Annotated in this window: 11 protein-coding genes and 1 riboswitch; of the genes, 7 read left to right on the top strand and 4 right to left on the bottom strand. The window is 45.7% G+C overall.

The features are described 5' to 3' along the window. The first annotated feature begins 86 nt into the window (after positions 1-86). From NST38_RS25945 to NST38_RS25925, 5 genes are all read left to right on the top strand, one after another. Positions 87-713 (top strand): bifunctional 4-hydroxy-2-oxoglutarate aldolase/2-dehydro-3-deoxy-phosphogluconate aldolase, encoded by a 627-nt coding sequence (locus NST38_RS25945; RefSeq protein WP_047841586.1) that lies wholly within the window; start codon positions 87-89, stop codon positions 711-713. Between the two features lie 169 nt (positions 714-882). Then, on the top strand, positions 883-1809 hold the full coding sequence (locus NST38_RS25940) for an alpha/beta hydrolase (RefSeq protein ID WP_340387587.1): 927 nt from the start codon (positions 883-885) through the stop codon (positions 1807-1809). 227 nt (positions 1810-2036) lie between these two features. Further along, positions 2037-4430 carry an S-layer homology domain-containing protein gene (locus tag NST38_RS25935; protein ID WP_340387585.1) on the top strand — a complete coding sequence of 798 codons (2394 nt, stop codon included), beginning with the start codon at positions 2037-2039 and terminating at the stop codon, positions 4428-4430. A gap of 198 nt (positions 4431-4628) precedes the next feature. After that, complete coding sequence (locus NST38_RS25930) at positions 4629-5756, top strand: transglutaminase domain-containing protein (protein WP_340387583.1); 1128 nt, start codon at positions 4629-4631, stop codon at positions 5754-5756. A gap of 163 nt (positions 5757-5919) precedes the next feature. Further along, positions 5920-10431, top strand: coding sequence for a collagen binding domain-containing protein (locus NST38_RS25925; protein ID WP_341344138.1), 4512 nt, complete (start codon positions 5920-5922; stop codon positions 10429-10431). 147 nt (positions 10432-10578) lie between these two features. Here NST38_RS25925 and NST38_RS25920 read toward each other — a convergent pair whose 3' ends face one another. From NST38_RS25920 to NST38_RS25910, 3 genes are all read right to left on the bottom strand, one after another. After that, entirely contained in the window at positions 10579-11199 is a 621-nt protein-coding gene (locus tag NST38_RS25920; RefSeq protein WP_341344137.1) for a class D sortase, read from the bottom strand. 428 nt (positions 11200-11627) lie between these two features. Continuing rightward, positions 11628-13109, bottom strand: a complete 1482-nt coding sequence (locus tag NST38_RS25915; protein ID WP_341344136.1) for an amino acid permease — start codon at positions 13107-13109, stop codon at positions 11628-11630. A 117-nt stretch (positions 13110-13226) separates the two neighbouring features. Next, positions 13227-13442: riboswitch (Lysine riboswitch) on the bottom strand. Between the two features lie 147 nt (positions 13443-13589). Continuing rightward, entirely contained in the window at positions 13590-14732 is a 1143-nt protein-coding gene (locus NST38_RS25910; RefSeq protein WP_036668016.1) for a virulence factor, read from the bottom strand. A 241-nt stretch (positions 14733-14973) separates the two neighbouring features. On the opposite strand from NST38_RS25910, the gene NST38_RS25905 reads away from it, so the two are divergent. Continuing rightward, positions 14974-15393, top strand: a complete 420-nt coding sequence (locus NST38_RS25905; protein WP_036668014.1) for a hypothetical protein — start codon at positions 14974-14976, stop codon at positions 15391-15393. Between the two features lie 49 nt (positions 15394-15442). Here the strand turns inward: NST38_RS25905 and NST38_RS25900 are convergent, their stop codons facing one another. Next, the gene (locus tag NST38_RS25900; protein ID WP_036668013.1) at positions 15443-16141 is read right to left on the bottom strand and encodes a response regulator transcription factor; all 699 of its coding nucleotides are present in this window, start codon (positions 16139-16141) and stop codon (positions 15443-15445) included. A gap of 344 nt (positions 16142-16485) precedes the next feature. On the opposite strand from NST38_RS25900, the gene NST38_RS25895 reads away from it, so the two are divergent. Continuing rightward, complete coding sequence (locus tag NST38_RS25895; protein WP_341344135.1) at positions 16486-19332, top strand: PAS domain-containing sensor histidine kinase; 2847 nt, start codon at positions 16486-16488, stop codon at positions 19330-19332. Positions 19333-19587: the final 255 nt, after the last annotated feature.

The raw sequence follows: 19587 nt of genomic DNA, 5'->3' as shown, positions 1-19587 counted from the left end.
TGCCTTACAATAATGAATAACGGAAAAGCGGTGACCATGATTGCCTGTCTTCGGCTGCCGAATTGATGAAGCAAGGGGAACTGGATATGAATTTGACGGAAGTACTATTGGAGTCAAGGCTAGTTGCGATTGTGCGCGGTATAAGCCGCGAAGCGGCAGTAACAGCTGGACAAGGTATGACAGGTGGCGGCATCCGACTAATGGAAGTCACACTGAACACACCTGGAGCACATGATATTATTGCAGACTGGCGTGAGCGGCATGAAGGAAAGGCTTATGTTGGAGCGGGTACGGTACTGAATGTGCAGATGGCGAAGGAAGCAGTCGCTGCAGGAGCACAATTTCTGGTATCTCCCAATGTCGATCTGTCTGTCATTGAATATGCTGTAGAACATGGTGTCGAGATCTGGCCTGGAGCCATGACACCTACGGAGATTGTCGCTGCCCATGAAGCGGGAGCTCGAGTTGTGAAGTTGTTTCCGATGGCGAGTCTGGGTATACCGTATCTGCGGGAGATCAAAGCTCCACTGAATCATATTCCACTGCTGGCAACAGGTGGTGCCACACTGGAGAATATTGCTGATTATTACGCAGCAGGCGCTGCTGCAGTGGGTCTGGGAAGTGCACTTTTACCACGAGAAGCTCTTGTGGCAGGAGATCATGAGCAGATTGCAGCATGTGCACGGAGATTTGTGGAAGCAGCTGAAGCCTAGGTTTCCAACGTCAGATGAGGGATATGTATATTTGGGTATATATATGAAGGTGCCTTTAGATTAATTGTTGGATTAATCTTTATCATAAAAACCCATGTCGCTTAACGTGCCGTTCATTCTATTGTTTTATGATGGATGTATGCCAGAATTCGGAGAGGAGAGATGCCCTGTGAAAGCTAAAACAATGATAGGCGGCATGCTCGCCGTGGCCGCAGTAACGGCAGGTGGATTATGGAAGGCAGCGGTAAAGAGCCAAACCCCCAAGAAGATTCCAATCACACTCACACCCCCAATGCCATTTGAGGATGTGACCTTTGACAGTGGGGGAGGTCGGGTGCATGGCTGGTTCATCCCGGCCAGTGCCGACATTCCGAAACCATGGCCGCTCGTTATTATTGCACATGGCTGGGGCTCCAATCGCTCCCGTGTTCTTCGTTACGCACGTCCGATCTGGGAAGCTGGATATGCCTTATTTATGTATGATGTGCGTAGTCATGGGGCCAGTGATCCGGTTCGTGCTGCATCTGCCTACCTGTTCCGGGATGATCTGCTCGCGGCATTGCAGTATACGACTGCACGACCAGAGATTGATGCGGATGCCATCGGAGTGCTTGGTCATTCTTTGGGGGGATTGGGTACGATTCTTGCAGTGACGGAGGGAATTCCTGTATCAGCAGTGATTACGGACTCGATGCCATCGCAATTTGAAGTAATCGTCAGTGCAGAGCTGAGACGCCGGCGTCTGCCCTTGTTTCCACTGGCCCAGTTAATTCCGAGAATCTGGTTCTGGCGACTGGGTGAATCTCTGAAATCTTATCGTCAGCGTGATCCGGTGATGATGCTGAATGAACGGCGCAGGGGGATGCAACTGCCGATGCTTATGGTGCACTCCAAGGGAGATAATTTCATTCCCCCGAGTGAGCTTGAATATTTTATGTCCAAAGCCGATCCGCCTGTTGAACATCTATGGGTCAACAGCGGAGGACACAGTTGTTCTGAGGAAGATCCCACCTTCTGGGACACCGTTATTCCATTTTTGAAAACCCATGTCCAAGGTCAGGCGAAGTTGAACGATTCGTCTAAAGCGAGTAGTTGACAAGGTAGATTCAGCCTACATAAGAGTGCAGGCTAACAGATAAAACGCCAACGTAATTGGCGTTTTTTTTGCTGTTACTAGCAATATGCAGAAATTCACATTTGTAAAATTGCCCGGAAAACGACGATTAAAAAGGAAGCTTATGGTATCATAGAATAGACTGGCAATATTCATGCGAGGTTATTTGTTATGCTTCTTTGTATGAAATTGAAGGGAGAGGTCCAGATTTGAGTTTGAATTGGAAGTTTAATCTACGTTTGAAAATGTTCGCAACCAAAGCAACAACCGCAGCGATGGCAACACTGCTGCTTGCTTCGCAAACACCAGGTTTTGCAGGCAGTGCATCAGCCGCGCAAGCAGAGCAGTTGACCGCAGCGACAACGGGGGAAAATGAACAACTAGACGCAACGAGCAATGACGTGCCTGAGGGAGCGAAAATCTCATCCAGGCAAGCCAGTGAAAATATACTGAAATTATTTCCATTATTAAAAAAAGCAACGATCTCATCTGCACGATTCGATTCACCTAATTCCTATCCACCGCCAGACTACAAGGCGTGGGAGATCGGGTTCCAGATTACACAAGGTAATCATACGTCGGGATTCAGTGGAACTGTACATGCAGGCACAGGGGAAGTGTTAAGTGTACATTTGCCGTCGGATATCCTGGATAAACATGTCTCGGAATCAGATGTGAAGTTAACCAAAGCTCAAGCTGAAGAAAAGGCCGTGACACTGTTGTACCAAGCGATTCCGGGTCTTAAGGACAATGAATATGCTCCGCTTGGAGATCTGTATTCTTCCATCGAACAAGAGTCATTGTTTGGCAGAACAGAGTATCGATACGGGTACCAGTTAAAACATGATGGATTGTTATCTGACGCAGAGACAGTCTACATTAATGTGGATGAAAGTGGTTTGGTGACAGGTTACTCACGGGGTACTATTGAAGCCAAGTATCCCTCATCGAAACCGGCAGCTTCAGAAGAGAAGGCCAGACAGCAGTTTGAAGAACAGTTCGATGTGGAGCTGGCTTATATCGCCAAAGATCGTCTATCTTCCAAACAGGGTCAGCAGTATTACCTTGCATATACACCAAAAAATATCAGTATCATTCCGATTGAAGCCAATACGTTGGAACGGATTAATACATTAACAGGTAAAGCTGTAGATGAAGATTCTTTGCAGCAGGATACGAAGTTAAAAGGTGATGTAACGCCTTTTGTCCCGGCCAATGGTACGAGGTTAAATGTTCAGCAGGCCGCCAATCGCGTCGCAACAAACTTTGATATTCCCAAGGGATATAAGCTGGAGCATAACCAGCTGGGCAAGGGATATTACTCAAGTCCGAACAATCAGGTGTGGAGTCTGAGCTGGAGCGATCGAAGTGCCAATATGTCCTATATGTTCATGCGGGATATCTCAGCACAGGTAGATGCAGTTACCGGGCAGATCTACAGTTATACGATGATGCAACGAATGGGACCGGAGATGGAACAGGAGAAGCCGGCTGAGGAGAAGGCAGGCAAATTGGTAACCCGGAAGCAGGCTGAGAAACTGGCGATGGACACGGTGATTGCGCTAGTTCCAGACGCAACGGAGCAGTTCCGACTGGCTAACGTGATTGAGGTGGATGATGCTCGCACATTTTTGTTCCAGCGTTATCTGAACGGAATTCCGGTTAAGGAAGATACGGCACAAGTACAGGTGTTAAACAACGGGACGATTAACGAGTTCTATACACGTATTGCGGCAACGCCTGAACAACTGCCAGCAGATGTTAAGCCAGCCATCAGTTATGAAGAGGCCAAGGCACTCTATCTGGAGGAATTCAAGCTGATCCTCGCATATTCCCGTTATGGCGGATATGGTATGAACGGTGGTCAAGTCATCCCAGCGGGGGTGAACCTTGCTTATATGCCTACACGTGATGAGAATTCGATCTATGGCAACTATGAAGCGCTGGATGCGAACACAGGGGAGTGGAAGCTTTTATACGGGGACACAAGCTCTGCAACCAAGGCTGAACCTACGGATATCTTGGGTCATGTGGCCGAAGCAGCTCTACGCAATATGACCCAGCATGGCGTATTGCTTGCTGATGAACAGGGACGCGTATTCCCGGATCGTGTGATCACCCGAGGAGATTGGTTTAACTATCTGGCAAGAGCGATTAATCCAAATATGGATCTGTACTACAGTGGGGACGGAGATGACAAGTTATACGCTGATGTGACACCTGACAGCCCGTATTATAAGGCAGTTCGGGCATTAATCGATCAGCGCTGGCTTGCCGGAGCGGACCCTGAACAGAATTTGAATCCGCAGGAAGAGATGACACGTGAAGAATTGGCAGTGCTGCTCGTACGTATTTTACGCTATGAGAAGCTGGCCGGATTCTATTCGTTGCCATCGGATCTTCCCAACATTGCGGATGCAAGTGCCATTACGAGTAAGGGAGCGGTCTCCCTGAGTCTGAAGCTGGGATTGCTTCCTTCGATTGAAGGACGATTCATGCCTGCACGTAAAGTGACGGTAGCTGAAGCGTCACAGGTATTGGAACGGCTGGCGAAGCTTCAAGGTAAGACAGATACGTTTATGAGTGGTAATCGCCTGTATTAGACGAGGAATCACTCATATCGTGACCAAACGAAACATAGGATGAAGATAACGGGTAATCGTGATTCAATGAACTAAAGATCAAAGGGACCTTCCATAGAAGGTCTCTTTTGATTTGCTTTGACAAAACTACAATGACGACAGAGCCTTTTGTGATACAATAGGGCGTGAGAACTTTGCAAAGAAGGGTGGGTTCCTTTCATGGGTAAGAACGGGAAACGAATTATCACCATACTGCTGGCAGGCTGTCTGATTGCTGTAGCATTACCACGTACGGTTGATCTGGATCAACTGTATGCTGCATCAGGGACATCAGATATATCCACGGCAACAGATTTGCGCCAGACCTTGCTTACCGCAATGTCACAGCGAACGGAGGAACTTGTTTTTACATACAAAGGCAATGTGAAAGGCCTCAAAAAACAATTACAAACCTCCATCGATGAGGCAATGAAGAGTGACCCCTATATCCAATACACCGTTAAAAGTTATGCATTTAATTATAAAGGCTCCAATGTGTCGGCCGAGGTGCATGTGACTCTCTCCTACCGGGAGACCAAGGAGCAGACCGATTATGTGAATCGTAAAGTCACAAACGTGTTGAAAGAGATCGTCAAACCAAGCATGACGGATCATGAGAAGGTCAAGGTCATCCATGACTGGATTGTACTTAACCTTTCCTACGATACTTCGTTGAAGAAATATACGGCCTACGACGGGCTTGTTACAGGCAGTACCGTCTGTCAGGGATATTCACTGTTGGCATATCGGATGCTGGAGCGAGTAGGTATCGATAACCGGATTGTGGAAGGTACAGCGGGCGGGCAGCTTCATGCCTGGAATATCGTGAGCCTGGACGGCAAGTGGTATCACATGGACACCACCTGGGATGATCCTACCCCTGACCGCAAAGGTAAGGTTAGCCACAGCTACTATTTGCTGAGTGATGATGAGATGGCACGTGACCATATCTGGACAGGCAAAAGCAAGTACCCCGCTGCGCCAGCCCCATATCGAGAAGCTTTATTAAAGCTGGTGAAGGCTGGAGATAGCAAAAAAGCCGCTTATCAGAAGCTGTACCACGCTCTGGACTATTCCCTGTATGATGAACAGGATGCGGTTAAAGGCCATGCTGCGCTGAAGACCAAGGTTCAGAGTAAGCTGAAGGAAGGCGGAACCTCGCTGACGTTCAGGTACAAGGGTACGGAGGCTGGGCTGATTGAAGATTTGCAGGATTTGTACCAACTTGGCATGAAATCGATATCTTATTATGTATCCAAAATGGAAGGTACTACGGATCTGCGCGTCAAAATTAACTGGACACTATAACAACCATTTGAACAGGATGCTCCGATTGAGGAGTATCCTTTTTTGTGTTCAATTTTGTGTTCAAAAACGAGGATTTTAGTGTTGTCTATTTTTTGTATATGTCGCTTTGCTATTCTAATCTTCGGCGTATGCCAACACTATGTACGAGGAGGATATGCAAACAATGAGGAAAAAAGTGAGCATAGTGATCATTGCTCTGTTACTGGTCACGCAAATGATGCAGGGTTGGATATTTACACCAACAATGCATGCTCAGGATGAATTAACTAATTTGCCAGCCAGTGCAATCAGCGATACAGCGTCAGAAGAAGGTTTGGCAGATTCGGAAGAGGTGGACAACGTTGACGTTGCTGCCACTCCGGAAGAAGAGGGGGAGGGAAACCTCAACCAGAGCAGTTTAGCAATGGCAGCTGCAGGTCCGGTAATTACAGATCAATTGATTACCAGTGTGCAGATGTACAATCAGGCACCAGAAGACAACGGGAATGGCACGATTGAAGTCAAAGGAGATAAAATCGGGGATATTCGACCACGCATTCAGGATGAGGTGGCTGTAGTCTTTACATGGGGACTTGCAGATGACAACCACAACTACAGCGATGGCTCTACGTTCACCTTTAACTTGCCCGATAAATTCATCATCGGATCGCAGCTTAAGGGTAATCTGGATGGCGGTGTTGGAGAGTATGTGGTGAATCCAGATGGCACAATCATCTTTACCTTTAATGAACTGATCGAGCATGCGAAGCTGGAAGGTAACTTCTACGTGTGGATCAAGTTCGATGAGAGCAAGATGGAAGATGGCTTGAAACAACAGATAGACTTTAGTTCCGTAGGGCAGGGCATCATTGATGTACATTTTGCCAACACAGCCGTAGATAAGTTGAAGAAATCGGGAAGCGCAAACAAAGAGAACTTCAACTCGGATGAAATTAAATGGACTGTAGATTTTAACCAAGGTGAGAAGGCTATGAAAAATGCTGTTCTTGCAGACACGTTCCCAACAGGGCTAGAGCTCAAGGGCGATATCGAAATTCGCGAATTGGAAGTGCAATTGAATGGATCTGTTAAAGAAGGCCCAGTAGTTCAAACGGAACCTCAGTTTCCAATTCAATTGGGAGATACAGATAAGGCCTATCGTGTAACCTATACGACAAGTGTTAAAGCACCAACCACTGCTCCGTTCACTAACGTGGAGTATCAAAACCAGGTTGCGCTTACAACAGATCAGAGCGAGCACAACGAAACAGATATTGGCCGAGTTCGTGTGAGTTTTAATGAGCCTTTGAACAAATCAGGGCAAGATAGTGCGTATGATCCGGTGACACAGACGGTCACATGGAAAGTACAATATAACTACAATCAGCAAGAAATTATGCAAACGAATGCATGGATTGAAGACCGCTTTGATACGGCAAAACAGCAACTGATCAACAATTCCGTCAAAGTGTATCAAGTGGACATTAATGCAAGTGGAGCGGCTTCCAACAGAACACTGATCAATCCAAATGAATACACACTCGAAGCGATGGGTACAGGGTTCGATAATGGCTTCAAATTACATTTTAAGAATGATATTACAAAGGCCTATGAGATCGAATATGATACTCAATCTATTCATCGTGTGTATACAAACGACACCATTACGAACACAGTGAACATGTATGATGGTACTTCCAAAACAGGCCGAAGAGATATTCAGGAAGTCATTTTTGCAAAGAGTGTAAAAAGTGAAAACTTCAACACAAAAGAAATCGAATGGCAGATTGTTTTGAACCGTGATTTGCAGGACATGACGGATATCGTCATCACCGACAATTACGAAGGCAGACATATGAAACTGATTCCGGGTAGTCTTCAAGTGAGTGGTGTTAACAAAGAGGACTTTGAACTGACTCCAGACCCGGCTGATCCAACGTATGAAAAAGGATTCTCACTTCGCTTGAAAGACGGCGTAACGCTCAGTACGGAGCATGTTATTACTTATAAGACAAGCTTTGATCCCACAGCGGGTATGCCAACGAATGATGAATATCGCAACTCAGCCAAGATCGATTGGGAAGAGTCTGATGTAAAACAGACTTCGATTACAAAATCTGCTGCGGTCAAACCGCAGGACTACACGATTCAAAATGGTAACAAAAAGGGTGAATATAGCGCCAAAGATAAAAAGATCACCTGGACAATCGATGTAAACTACAATTTGTTTGATATTCAGGACGCAATCCTTAAGGATGCTTACACTGGAGACCAATCTTTCGTAGACAGCTCATTGAAAGTTCATGAGTTAGAGTTGCAGGGAGCCAATAATGTTACTGCTGTAGGTAGCGAGGTTCCGCTCACACCTGGTCAATTCCAGCTGAACCCGGACGGTAAAAGTTTTGTGTTGGATCTGGGTAACATGGGCAAAATGGCTTATCGCATTCAGTACCAAACAAGTCTGGATGGACCATATTCTGTCGCAGGCGCATATGCCAACCAGGCTGTTCTGACGGATGGTGAGGGTGGTGCAATACGATTTAATAGATCAGCCAGTGTTACACCTGCCAACGGTGGTGTATACGTGCGCAAAGCAGGCAAGCAAGAAGGTACAACGGATAAAGCATCATGGACGGTAAATATCAATCCAAGTCAATCTTTCATTCCTGCGGGTAATCAATTAACAGATACCTTGTCAGAGAACCAGATTTTATTGGCTGATTCATTGAAATTATATGCAACCAATTTACCTGCCAACAATTCAGGCAATGTATCCACCAAAGCTGGACTTGTTGATCCGGCTGATTATGAATTGAATGCAGAGGGCAATACATTTACCTTCACCTTCAAGAAAGATATCCATACCGCATTCATTTTGGAATATCAGTCTTATATTAATGCCGATCATGGCGCCCGAATTGAGAATAAGGTTGAATTTGCAGGCCAATCTTCCTCGGTAATCGGAGAAGGTAATCAGTCGGGAATCAAAGTTTCCTTAGCTGGAGCTGGTGGAGGAGCCTCTACAGGTCTGGGCAAAATCAGAATTCACAAAGTCAGTGATACAGGAGTTCCGCTGGAGGGGGCAATATTTGCAATCTATAATGCTTCTGGAACTACGCTTCTGGAAACATTGAAACCAACGGACGAGAATGGTGTGGTTGAAAGCTCCAGAAACTATCGATTAAACAATCTAACCAACGGTGTACCTTATAAGTTAAAAGAATTATCTGCACCGGCAGGATATTTGGTTGATCCTGAATATGGCTCTGCCTCAGGTAAAACGATTGAATTCAAGGATGCGGATATCGCTTTTGAAATTGAAAATAAAAAGATTCGTCAAGGGTTTGAATTAACCAAGGTAGATGCGGTGGACTCCTCCAAGACACTTAAGGGTGCAACTTTCGAATTGTACTCCAAGGACGGCGCAACGCGAGAGAAAATCGATGAGTTAACGACAGGGGAAGATGGAAAGATCGCCAAAGGTGGACTGTCGCCAGGGGATTATGAGCTGGTAGAAGTCGTGGCACCTGAGTTTTATCAATTGGATGCTACACCAATTCCGTTTACGATTGTAGAGAATCAGACGGAGAGTATTACATTGACGAAGTCTAATGCAATGGGTGCAGGTGGTAAACTTGTCGTTACCAAAGTAAATGCCAAGGATAAGTCCGTATTAAGCGGAATTGAATTCGAATTGCGTGATCGTTCCAACATTGTCATCGATACAAAAGTAACCGACCTAAATGGGGTCATTGAATTCGATGGTTTGGACTATGGTTCATATACATTGGTAGAGACCAAGGCAGAAGGCTTTGTTATTGAACAGCCGGAGACCCTTGTATCTATTATCAAACCGGAAACTCAAATAACCATTGAAAATAAAAAAAATGATCGTTCTGTTAAATTGATTAAAACCAATGCGGGCCGAACTCAGCACCTTCAAGGAGCTGTATTTGAATTACGAGCTCAAACTGCATTGATGGATGCAAATGGGAATTGGGAATTCCACAAGGTAACAGGTCTAGATGAAGCTTCACTGACAACCAATCAACAAGGTGAAATTGTACTTGAAGGCTTGGATATCAATAAATATCAGTTGGTTGAAATAAAAGCGCCTAACGGGTACATGTTGGAAACAACACCAGTACCATTCGAAATTACGAACATACAAACCGAAGCTGTAGTTGTGGAAAAAACGAATCAGGCTATCCCGGTATCGGGTGGTGGGTCTAGTGGACCTTATAATCCGGGAACACCTACTACGGGTGTAACACCAGATCCAGAGAAACCAGTAACTCCGGAACCAGGAAAACCAAATCCGTCGGTTCCAGGCACGGTTGTAACTGAACCTACAGAGTCTGGGGGAGGAAGCGAAAGTCCGACAGATGAAGATTCCGGGGTAGTGACACCGACACCAGGCGATTCCAACGGTGACGATACTGCACCTCCAGTTGGGGATACAGATGCACCTGATGGGGATGGTGCACTTGCACCTCCTGCTGGAACGGATACAGATGGATCACAGGGCAATGGAAATTCCGCATCACAGCCAAACGGAAATTCTGGATCTCAGGGAATGCTGCCACAAACAGGTGAAGAGAGCACAATGGCTTACACTGCTGTGGGCATGATGCTGATGGCGCTAGGTAGCGCGGGATTCATGTACTTCCGCCGCAGACAACAGCTTCATCGCTAGATCGAAACACGCAGTATCTAAAATTCATCGTGTGTAGATAGAAATACCCTCTAGCAATCACTACGAAGACTTAGCGTCGACGTGTGAATATGCTAGAGGGTATTTTTTGGTGATTTTTAGGGAGGATCAGGTCCCCGTAACATTTGGTTACACTGCAATAGCTCTTACAATTAGGCGATGTGTTGGATTGACGAGTGGATCACAGGTAATCAAGGTAAGGACCTGTCCAAGCCCGGGATCCTCCAGCACAGATAAGTCAGTTGGCTCCACAACGGATATCTGATCTACCTTGTATTGGATAATCGTTCGATCTGCCAGGGTGACTTCCATAGAATCACCAATCTGGAGTTCTCCCAGACGATTGAACAGCCGTCCTTTTTTGTAGGCGCGATGAGCCGCTATGGCAGCATTACCTTTGTTCCCGATACGGGTGGTTTCAACAAGATGGGTTGCAGCTACCTTCATGTTGGCTTCCGTTGCACCCTCTAGAATCGGTAAGCGGACATCAATCTTGTCAATCGATAACACCCCCAACGTATCCGATGAGACCTCTTGCACTGTACCTGTATTGTCAGTAGTCGGCTCGGCAGAAACTGCATCCTGTATGCCTTGTTCGAAGGAGTGATTAAGCTTAGACAAGCCGTTTTGCAATTGCTCCAGATCGTTCATGACACGGGTTTGCTGCCAGTCATAATACGTTTCCCGCAGGAAAGGAAAGCTGATGATCAGGATGCCCAATAGAACGAGCAGAATAGAGAATTTTTTCATTATACACCAACTCCCATTGTCCAAGAAAAATAGTATACCTTTCTCTATTTTACTTACCGACCTATACAAAATATGGACAGGACGAAAGGACGTACAGGAATTGATCAGGGAAAGAGTAGACCCAAAACAAAACCTCCCCGTTTCACTACAGTAGGAAAACTGCAACGCCAAGGGGAGGTTTTTTTAATATGAAGTTAAATCGTATCAGCTGTATAAGCTGAACTAACCATTTACATGAGAACGTAGAGGACAGAAATAACGTGAAGAAGCGAAGCTAAAAGCTTTCTGCAAGAAAGCTACTTCGTAAGCATACGCTGCGCCTTTATCACCAGATTTTCACCTTTGTAAAAGTGAATCAAAAAATCTGGGGATAACAGCGATCGGAAGGTTATTCTGTCATCGAAGTGGCAAGTGTAAATATTGCTTCGTTAGTGCTTACCAGTTGGTGAATCGGTAGGTGTGAAATCACATTCCTGCAGCGGCACCACTTTGGTCTTTTTGATCCATTTGTAACCGAGCCACAACACCAGGAACAGGGGTACGCTCAAGTAGGCAACGATGGCTCCACTCCAGTCGATCTGATCACCCGTGAATGCCTGGTAGTTCTGTCCGATGATCACGATGATACACAGGACAAAAGCAAAGATCGGCCCAAACGGGAACCAGCGTGCACGGTATGGCAGATCGCTCAGATCCCTGCCTTGTGCAACGTATGCACGACGGAAGCGATAATGACTGATAGCGATACCCAGCCAAGTGATAAATCCGCACATCCCGGATGCATTCAGCAACCAGGTGTACACAATCCCATCACCGAACAGGGAGGCAAGGAATGCCAACATACCAACGGCTGTTGTAAGCAAAAGTGCATTCATTGGAATTCCTTTTTTATTCAGCTTGCCGAGGAAACGAGGGGCTTTACCGTCACGGGCAAGGGCATAGAGAACACGGCTCGAAGCGTACATGCCTGAGTTACCGGCAGAGAGTACAGAGGTTAAAATAACGGCATTCATGACGGAAGCCGCAATGGCGAGGCCAGCTTTCTCAAACACCAGTGTGAACGGGCTGACACCGATATTTTCCAGGTTACCTTTGAGCAGATTCGGATGCGTATACGGGATGATCAGACTGATCACGGTAATCGCCAAGATGTAAAAAATCAGAATGCGCCAGAATACCTGACGAATTGCACGAGGTACATTTTCGCGCGGGTTTTCACTTTCACCGGCGGCTACCCCGATAAGCTCGGTACCTTGGAATGAGAATCCAGCAGCCATGAACACACCAAGTACAGCGAAGAATCCGCCATGGATGGGCGCATCACCGATGGTGAAGTTACTGAAACCAACCGCTTCTCCGCCCATAATACCAAAGATCATGAGCACACCAACGGCCAGGAAGATGATCACAGTAGCGACTTTGATAATGGCGAACCAGTACTCGGACTCTCCATAGCCTTTAACAGACAACACGTTCAAGGAAAAGATCAGCACGAGGAACAATAAGCTCCATAACATGGATGAACTGTCGGGGAACCAGTATTTAATGAGTACAGTAGCGGCAGCAAGCTCTGCTGCAATGGTTACCGCCCAGTTGTACCAAAAGTTCCAGCCCATGGCGAACCCGAGAGCAGGATCGACAAAACGTGCGGCATACGTATTAAATGAACCGGAGTCCGGCATAAAGGTAGCAAGCTCACCAAGGCTGGTCATTAGGAAATAAACCATGATGCCAACGGCCACATAGGCAATTAATGCTCCACCAGGGCCTGCGGTTGAGATGGCGGTACCACTTGCGAGAAACAGCCCGGTACCAATTGAGCCACCGAGGGCGATCATCGTCATATGGCGTGCGCGTAATCCTTTTTTCAGGGAAGGTCCAGTTGTTGTTGGGTTACTGCGGTCTTGCATGGAAACACTCCTTCATTCGATATACTGATGTTTGCGATACCTGAATTCATAAACAAAAAGACCACAGGCATCAGCCTGCGGTCTTTAATATTTCAATGTCCGCACCATGTCCCAGATGATTAAGATAGCTCAACACAGAAGAATTCATACCTTTATATAAAGGAAATGTACTTCCGTGACAGTTCTGCGCCTTTCGACAGCAGCCCCAGCTCGCTGGACCGTATAAGGAACGTCCAGCGAGCTTCGGCGGGTACACCTTTCGGCTGATCTCATAAGCGGCTCCTTAGCGCCTCCATCAGCGTACTGATCGCACCCGCGACCTCTACCTCACCATCAATGGATGAGGTGTATCTATTGTCTATGAAATTATGAACAACACAACTTAACACCGTGTGTCCTGTTTAGTAAACAGACAATCAGTATAACGCGCATGGTTTTCCAGTGCAATAACAATTGTTGGATGTGAGGTCTGAGAGACGACTATTCCTCTTTTTTGTTACGGCCAGCCATCTGCTGCCATACCGTTCCAGCAGCCTGTTCGCCCGATTCGATCCGCTCCAGAGCCATCTTGGCCTGCAGGCTGACTTCAAATTCAGGATCATCGGCTGCAACGCGCAACGCTTGCTCTGCTTCTTCAGTTCCGACCTCATAGAGAAAACGTGCTGCACGCCAGCGTACAAGTTTACTTTTATCGGATAACGTAGCTGTCATGGCTGGAGTGGCGGCAGGATCACCGATATCCGACAAGGTATCCCCGGCAGTCCGGCGTACCGCAGGAGAACTGTCCTGAAGTGCTTCATACAGCAATTCCATCGCTTCCGGTGTACGAATGTCACCCAGGTATACGACAGCCAAGCGACGTATCTGCATTTTGTTGTCATGCAAGGCATGGGCTACGAGAGACAGTCTTTCTGCCGTAGGCTCCATGCTGTCAAATGCCGCATAGCGAACATTCCAGTCTTCGTTTCGCAGAGCCTCTTCAAGTTCGGCTCCATCCAATTCACGGCGGCGCTCGACGAACTCTTCGGATTTGGTACCATGTTCAATGGCCTGTTTAATGACTTGCTCCAGCCGTTCCGGCGGGTAAGCTGCTTCCAATTCCTGCTCGACTTCACGTGCAATATCAGGCAATTCACCATATCGAACACCGTAATCACTCAGTTTACGTTCTTTGATCATCGTTGCACTGGCGACTTCTGTTACGGCTTTGACAAAGCGGTCTGACAACGAAATTCGTTCTTCCTTGACCCCGGCCTTGACCCTAATTTGCATCGGTACACCTCGGAAGAATTGTACAAATACCTGTGCTTCTCCGAAGTGCTCGCCTGAACCATCTTCGGATTCAATCCAGTCCAGATCGATGCCGTGCTGTCCAAGGCGATTTTGGACTTCACCCAAGATAACGGACCAGTCGGCATTCCCTTTACGATCAAGTGCGACAAAGTCTGTTGTGTGGAACACACTCTTTACACCGGGAATATGAAGCATCTGGCGAATGAACGCCGGAGCAGATCGTTCGTTGTCCAGTGTATATGTTTTGCGAATTCCGTCCTCCAGACGTTCATCGAGATGTAACATCATCGTATTTGGACTCGGTGTTGGTTCAATGGAAACAATATTCATCAATGTAACCTCCTATAGTACCAGATTCATCTTTAACTTCCCGTAAATTAAATCACACGGGTATTTCTCTATTTTACATCAATGTGTGGAATCTGCGAAATCATCCAGAAGTGAAGTGGACGTGTCTAACACTTAATGTGAAGAAGTGCGAAATTTGTTAACACTTCTTTCATGTTCACGCACAAACATTTTTAAACGAAAATTGGCACAATAAAGATAAGAATCAACTGGAGGTATACCTATGGAACCCATTACCGTGCTCTCGGATGGAAAACGTCGTATTGCATATGAGAATATTATTCAATTGTTCACGAACTGGATTGAGGACTCAACATCTGGTTCTGCGATAGAAACACATCGGGGAAGTTGGGAAAATGCCCGTTATTGTATTGTTGATTATCAGGTTGCCGAAGAAGCGGTGTCAGCAGCAAATGCCATTCGGGCTTTTATGCCACAACTTCCGTTACTAGTCATTACGGATTTCCAATCCCTTATTCGTAAGCGTCACCTGCAAGAAATTACAGGTACGGGTGAGATGAAGATGGTTCTCTGGAATGAGCAAGACCCGAATCAACTAATCAAGGATATGGAAAATTGGTTTCATTCTTCGTCTATCCATAACTCAAAAATAGCCATACCACCCATCTTATCCATGAGATAAAAGAGGGATATGGCCAAAAGTGTTTAACTGTTTAATCGTTACGATCGTATTAGATCACATATTTATAGCCTGTTCCCCAAACCGTCTTAATATAACGTGGGTTCTTGGGGTCAGGCTCAATTTTTTTACGCAGACTTGAGATATGAACATCAATAGTACGATCCAGATAGGCGCGTTCGGAGCCTTTGATCCGATCCATCAATTCATTGCGGGTGAACACTTTGCCCGGATTTCGGTACAATTCCTTCATAATCTCAAATTCAATATGAGTGACCTCGATTTCAACGCCATCCACAAACAGAGTTCTCCTGTATTCATTCACATTCACATGTCCAGTAACCTCTGCCTGCTTATCTTCTTTTACCGGTTTATCCTTATAGGAAATGATTGATCTTCGCAGGAGTGCTTTAATCCGGGCATCCAACTCTTTCAAACTAAATGGTTTGCACAGAAAGTCATCCGCACCGTTATGCAATGCACGAAGTCGATCATTCAGCATGGTGCTTGCCGAGATCATCAGAATGGGCACAGTGGAGTGCTGGCGAAAGGCTTCTACGAGATCATTTCCATCCATTTCAGGAAGCATGAGATCCGTTACAACAATATCCGGCTGGAATTGTGGAAACAGTTGAAGTGCCTCGCGGGCATGATGAACCCGTTCAGTGATGTATCCTTCCTCCTCAAGAAAGAAAGCAATCATGTCGGCCAGATTTTTCTCATCTTCTATAAGAAGTACTTTGATAGTCATAGGGTCACACTCCTGGTGAAAATAATATGTTAAGAAAATGCTAAAAAAACAAGGTGAATTGCGAATAAATACCGCAAATTTTTTAATGTTTCTATCCCAAAATATAGGATGTATATGTAGAGAAAGAATACGCTTTTTGAATGAACTTCAATATTCTAGCATGAATGTAGTTTGGTTGCCGATCAATCAGAATTTCCCAAAGCTACACCAAGTACTAATTACAGTATAATGGATCAGAACGAGTTAAGGGGAAAAAAGTAATATTGTATCCGCTTAAGTTTATAGGGGGAACCAACGTTGTTGTTGAAAACAGAAGAAAAAATGGTCCATGAGGGCAATTGCTTATGGATCGTATAAAGGTAAGACTTATGCTAGATTGGGTCGTGTTGAAGCTGAGAATACCCTGGATTGGGACCAGCATTCTGATCATTCTGGGCTCATTAAGCACTATTTTTCCGTTTACTTTATTCTATGGTGTACAGTTTATGATTGGTAGCGCGGCAGCACTCATTGCTCTTCGTTTGCATGGGGCCATCTATGGATTTGTCACCCTTACAGTTATCTATCTCCTGAATACCGTCTTTGTCGGCTTTGTGCCGCACAATTTAACTGTCATGCTTGCCCACTTCATGGAATTAATTTGGATGCTCGGTTGGCAGATCCGCTGGAAGAATGGCAGCTTAATCAAGGCTGATGCTGTCTTTTGGGTAGTGATGTTACTTCCTGTTATCTATGGCGGGCATTTTATGTTGGGTCTAAATATAGACGATTTGAAGTATGAGTATATGTATATTGCTGTGATTGGTATGGTGAATGCGCTGATTGCGGGAATTGTAGTTGATTTTTGGATCACCACGGGTGAACACAAATCAAAACGCATGGGAACCATTCCACTAACAAGAATTGCGTTTAAATACGTAGTCGCCTTTGTGGTATTTGTTTCTCTCGTACTGTTATCCGCAGATAGCCGCAGACAATTGGGGCAAATGAATGATGCCATATTACGTGATATGAAATATGCAGCAACTGCGGTTGTTCAGGATCTTGATGAAGAGTACGTTACCTCTGAGAATATGGATCAGAATATGGCGCGTTATCATCATCTACTGGGTGTGAATGTGATTCTGCTGAATCGCAATGATACAGTCGTCGCTTCTGGTTTGAATACACTACAGGTGGGCGAGTATCTGGACATGGACAGATTCCGTCTTCTGAAGTCGAGGGATAACCTCATTCTGTTAAGTTCCGCAAATATCCATTACAGCGATGTATTGAATCATTGGAAACAAGCCTCTTTTATCTATGAAGCAGAAATGACAAGGTTAACACCTTATCGGGTATTCATTGTGACTGACTCGTCCGAGTATTACCCCCGAATCGAATCCATTTATCTGACCACGCTGCAATCCCTGTTCATCATCATCGTGGCTTCCATGATCGTAGCGGCTCCTCTCAGCAGTAAGGTTGTTAGCCCGCTGTTAAGACTGACCCGAATGACAGGCTCTCTTCCGAGACTGCTGTTTCGAAATGGGAAGATGGAGTGGCCAACCAGCCATGTAACCGAAGTACAGATCCTGATTGGTAATTTGCGCAAAATGGCCGATGTGCTGCTGGAACAATTCGAACAGATTCGTCACGACAAGTTAACGCTGGAGGACAGGGTTATCGAGCGTACCAAGGAACTCAAGAATAGTGAAGAGGTCAAACGTGCCATTATTGAATCCTCTATTGATGCGATTATCGCTGTGGACTCCAATGGGCTGATCGTTGAGTTTAATCCGGAGGCTGAAAGAATGTTTGGATTGCGTCGGGAAGAAGTGATCCTGCACAAGGAAGCGCCATCTCTTTTTCAAGGGGCCAGCTGCAAGGAGATCAAGAATTTGCTGGAGCGATTTGAATATGTTGAAGGTAAAAGATACACCATCGTTGAAGAAATTTCAGGTATCCGACGGGATGGTTCCGTATTTCCGATTGAGTACAAAATTGTTGAGATCCAGTTGGGCAAAAATGAGACATTATATAACCTGTTTATTAAGGATATTACGGAGCGGACCAGAGCAGAAGAAGATCGTGTACGTCATGCCCTTGCGCTGGAGAAGCTGAACTCGGAGTTGTTCAATGAGAAGATTGCCATCCAGGAACAGCGAGATATCAGTGAGCAATTTATTGAATCCGTACGAGAAGGGCTCGTGATGTCTGATCGATCAGGTACCATAACCATCGTCAATCGAAGGATAGAAGAGATGTTTGGTTTGGGTGATTTTATGGGCAGATCCATTGAGGATTTGGCGCAGGCGATTGATACGATGGTATTAACGGACAACTTCAATCTGATGGAACAGACGAGAGCATTCCTGAATGGAGAAACGGCGTTTATCGAGACCGAATTTATATTCAATAATGTGGATAAAAGTGTATTTTCCTTGTACATGAAGCAGATGGATGTCCCCGGTAAAAACCATGGGTTTCTGCTGGTGTTCCGTGACCGAACAGGAGAAGAACGGCTGGATCGGATGAAAAATGAGCTGATCAGTGTGGTATCTCATGAGCTTCGAACGCCTGTAGCCACCATTATGGGATATGTGGAACTTATGATGATGTATGACCTTCCGGCAGCTCAACAGCGGGAATTCATGCAGACCATCTCTTCGGAGGGCAAGCGGCTGAGCAGTTTGCTCGATGATGTACTCGATATTCAGCGCCTCGACAACGAAGGTATGACTTATCACATGACGTATGTACCGCTGGTGGAGTTGGTAGAAGGGGTTGCCGAACAGTGGAATATGAAGTCTGCCCAACGTATCTACGTGCATACGTTTAATGGAGACTTCTTTGCTTATGCGGACCAGAACAGGATGGTTCAGGTTCTGCATAATCTGGTGGGCAATGCAGTTAAGTATTCTCCGGGAGCCGATCGTATTGATATTACGTTATGGGAAGAAGAGGAATGGTTATGTCTTGATGTGCGTGATTACGGAATAGGTATTGCGGAGCAAGAGAAGGACATGCTGTTTAATAAATTCTATCGGGTCGATAATTCGGATCATCGGCAGATTGGTGGAACAGGAATTGGGTTGTACATTTCCCGTAAAATTGTAGAGGATCACAAGGGTACGCTGACTTTTATATCTGCACCGGACAAAGGAAGTACGTTCAAGGTCAGACTGCCCAAGCAGGACGTATTGGTGTGAATTTAAGATTGGATGAAGAAATGTATTTCACTTTTTTTATGAACCAAGTTTATGTACGAGACCTACGAATAGAGCCTTTGCCCTTCAGCGCGTGAGCGTGATAAGGGGAAAGGCTTTTTTTGTTTTTCAATTTCCCCGGATAAAAAAACAACTTCTTTTGCAAACTGTCTATAGAGCCATAATTTGCATCCCATGCAAAAGGAGGACGGCAGGTATATGTTCCGTAAACAAGAGAAAACACTCATTATCGTCTGT

Source organism: Paenibacillus sp. FSL H8-0104 (genome assembly GCF_038050215.1).
In the GTDB taxonomy this organism is placed as follows: Bacteria; Bacillota; Bacilli; order Paenibacillales; family Paenibacillaceae; genus Paenibacillus; species Paenibacillus amylolyticus.
Note: the sequence above shows the minus strand (reverse complement) of the source record. Positions and strands in the feature narration are given on the sequence as shown.